Here is a 3,092-nt window from a genome sequence, read left to right on the forward strand (position 1 = left end):
ACGGAGCGCGCCCAGCTCTCCGACCGATCGTGGGCCGAGATCGCGGTGGAGCGCTGATGGGCATCTTCATCGGCCTGCTCTTCGGCCTCGGTCTCCTGCTCATCATCTTCAGCGGGCGCCCCCGCGCCCCGCGCGATCCCGCGTCCGCGAAGTGGCGCGGACGGACCCGGGAGCTGCTCGCTCAGGCGGGAATCCCGGGAGTCAGTCCCGACCAGCTCCTCGCGATCAGTATCGGGGTCGGGCTGCTGGTCGGCCTGATCGTGCTGGCCTTCACCGCCACCTGGTCGCTCGCCGGAGCGTTCTTCATTTTCGCAGCCCTACTGCCGCGTGCGATGGTGATGCGTCGCCGCCGGGCGCGCATGCACGACCTTCGGGAGCTGTGGCCGGATGTCGTCGACAATCTGGCCAGCGCGGTGCGGGCGGGAATGCCCCTGTCCGAGGGGCTCGCATCGGTGGGACTACGGGGCCCGCTGCCGCTTCGGCCGGCCTTCACCCGTTTCGGCGAGGACTACCGGGCGACCGGCTCCTTCGCGGCGAGCCTGGACCGGCTTTCTGACGATCTCGCCGATCCGATCGCCGACCGGATCATCGAGTCGTTGCGCACCGCCCGGGAGGTCGGCGGGACCGACCTCGGCCGGCTGCTGCGGACACTCTCGGCGTTCCTGCGGGAGGACGCCCGGACCCGCGCGGAGCTCGAAACCCGACAGAGTTGGACGATCAATGCTGCGCGGCTCGCGCTCGCGGCGCCGTGGGTTGTCCTCCTGCTGCTGGCGACCCGGGGGGAGACGGTCCGCGCGTATGACAGCCCCACCGGCGTTGTCGTACTCGCGGTCGGCGGTGGGGTGTCGGTGGTGGCGTACCTGCTCATGAAACAGATCGGCAGACTCCCTGAGGAAGGTCGGGTGCTGCGTCCATGAGTCTGGTCGCGACCGGTGCGCTGATCGGCCTGCTGGCCGGCGTCGGCCTGGCCCTGATCGTCCTGCGGTCGCCGGTGGTCCGGCGGATCCGGCTCGCCGATCGGATCGACCCGTACCTGCGGGACACCCCGGCGCAGTCCCGGCTGCTGGCCGACCGGGCCCGGCCGGCGGCTTCGCGTAGTGGCCTGGAGGAGCTGGTCCGACCGTTCGTGGCTGACGCGGCTCGGCGACTCGACCGCTTTCTGGGTGGGCGTGCCGCCCTGCAGCGTCGCCTGACCCAGGCAGGCGGGCAGACCTCCATCGAGGATTTCCGGGTTCAGCAGGTGGTCTGGTCGGTGGCCGGGGCGCTGTTCGGCGCCGCACTGCTGGCTCTGCGTGCGCTGCTGGGCTTCGGGCCCCCGCCGATCGTCGGCGTTGCCCTGGTCGTCGCCGGTGTCGCCGGCGGGGTCGTCGCCCGGGACTGGTGGCTGACCCGGGCGATACGAGAGCGCGAGGAACGCATACTCATCGAGTTCCCGACGGTGGCGGAGTTGCTCGCGTTGGCGGTCACCGCCGGTGAGAGCCCGGTGGGAGCGTTGGAACGGGTAAGTCGGTTGTCCCACGGGGAGTTGGGCCGCGAACTGCGGTTGGCTCTCGCGGACACGCGTGCTGGCGCCACCCTCGTTCAGGCGCTGGAGGGTCTGGCCGCCCGTACGACGGTCGCCTCGCTGCGTCGGTTCGTCGAGGGCATGGTGGTGGCGATCGAGCGCGGTACGCCGCTGGCCGAGGTGCTGCGGGCGCAGGCGATCGACGTCCGTGAGGCGGGCAAGCGGCAACTGCTGGAGGCCGGTGGTCGCAAGGAGATCGCGATGATGGTGCCGGTCGTCTTCTTCGTCCTGCCGACCACTGTGATCTTTGCTTTCTATCCAGCGGTCGTGAGTCTGACGTTCAACGCACAATGATCACACTGCGATGTAAGGGAGTTGGCGACTGTGCGGGTGTTCGTAGCACTGATGGGCCACTGGGTTCCGGCGTTGACGGAGGCCTTCCACGGTCGGCCGGAAAGCCGGAACAGTCAGACTAGTTGGGATGGTGGGAGCGGGAACAGCCCGGATGGCGGAGACCGCGGGGATGCCCGGAGCCGCGGGGATCGCGGCGACGTGCCCGGCTGGGTGATGGTCACGGTGATGACGGCGGCACTGGTAGTGGCCCTGATGGCGGTTGCCGTGCCCCAGCTTCGGGATGTCTTCACCAAAGCGATCGACTCCGTGACCGGCGGCTGACCGTCCGGTGCTGGCGCGCCCGGCTGGCGACCGGGGTTCGGCTATCGTCGAGTTTGTCCTGGTCGGAATGCTGTTGTTACTGTTGTTTCTCGGCGTTGTCCAGGTCGGACTTGTTCTGCACATCCGTAACACCCTTGCCGCGGACGCGGCTGAGGGCGCGCGGCACGCGGCAAACCTGAACATGACCGACGACGCGGGTGGTCCGTACGCCGAGCGGCTGATCGCCTCGTCCGTTCCCGGGCGGGCCGATACGCGTTGCACGAGTGCCGCGGTGACCGACCCGTCCGGGGTGCCATTGGTTGAGGTGCGGTGCGAAGTCACGGTGCCGTTGACCTTCGTGCCGTTCGGAGCGAGCACGACGATCAGAGTTGTCGGGCATGCGGTCAAGGAGACGCCGTGAGCTCGCCGGACCGGCCACCGCCTGTGCGGCCGTCACCGCCTGTGCGGCCGTCACCGCCTGTGCGGCCGTCACCGCCTGTGCGGCTGGCACCACCCGTGCGGCTAGGACCGGGCCGCGGCGGGCCGCGGTTGCGGCTGCGTCGCCGTGATGACAGCGGGACCGCGCTGATCGAGTTCGTCGGGCTGTCGGTCCTGTTGCTGATCCCGTTTGTCTACTTCTTCCTCAGCGTGTTCGCGGTCCAGCGGTCGGCGTTCGCGGTCACCCAGGCCGCGCGGGCCGCCGGCCGGGCCTACGCGACTGCGGACAGTGAGGACCAAGCCGTCGAGCGTGCGCGGGTGGCGGCTCGACTGGCCTTCGCCGACCAGGGCCTTGACGGCGCGCCCGAGGTGCGTTTCGCCCCGGAGGGCGCGGACTGCGGCGCGGGAGATCCAGGCGACGGGGCCGCATCGCTGACTCCGGGCGCCCGGTTCGTCGTGTGCGTCCGTTCGGTCGCCGCGTTGCCCGGTGCGGCCC

Annotated in this window: 4 protein-coding genes and 1 pseudogene; all 5 read left to right on the forward strand. The window is 70.2% G+C overall.

Features of this window, described 5'->3' with window-relative positions; translation table 11 throughout:
- Positions 1–56 precede the first annotated feature (56 nt).
- Positions 57–917 (forward strand): type II secretion system F family protein, encoded by an 861-nt coding sequence (locus U9979_RS06590; protein WP_322778668.1) that lies wholly within the window; start codon positions 57–59, stop codon positions 915–917.
- Entirely contained in the window at positions 914–1,858 is a 945-nt protein-coding gene (locus tag U9979_RS06595; RefSeq protein WP_322750872.1) for a type II secretion system F family protein, read from the forward strand. The genes U9979_RS06590 and U9979_RS06595 overlap by 4 nt, the downstream gene beginning before the upstream one ends.
- 198 nt (positions 1,859–2,056) lie before the next feature.
- Entirely contained in the window at positions 2,057–2,179 is a 123-nt protein-coding gene (locus U9979_RS06600) for a hypothetical protein (protein ID WP_322778667.1), read from the forward strand.
- Between the two features lie 7 nt (positions 2,180–2,186).
- Positions 2,187–2,579 (forward strand): TadE/TadG family type IV pilus assembly protein, encoded by a 393-nt coding sequence (locus tag U9979_RS06605; protein WP_322750873.1) that lies wholly within the window; start codon positions 2,187–2,189, stop codon positions 2,577–2,579.
- Positions 2,580–2,743: 164 nt separating this feature from the next.
- Positions 2,744–3,092, forward strand: a pseudogene (locus U9979_RS06610) (hypothetical protein); the annotation flags it as partial.

The sequence above is a fragment of the Protofrankia sp. Cas4 genome (assembly GCF_963555915.1).
GTDB lineage: Bacteria > Actinomycetota > Actinomycetes > Frankiales > Frankiaceae > Protofrankia.

Excerpts from the sequence above, each read along its gene's own strand:
- U9979_RS06595 (WP_322750872.1), top strand. The coding sequence starts at position 914 with ATGAGTCTGGTCGCGACCGGTGCGCTGATCGGCCTGCTGGCCGGCGTC.
- U9979_RS06590 (WP_322778668.1), top strand. The coding sequence starts at position 57 with ATGGGCATCTTCATCGGCCTGCTCTTCGGCCTCGGTCTCCTGCTCATC.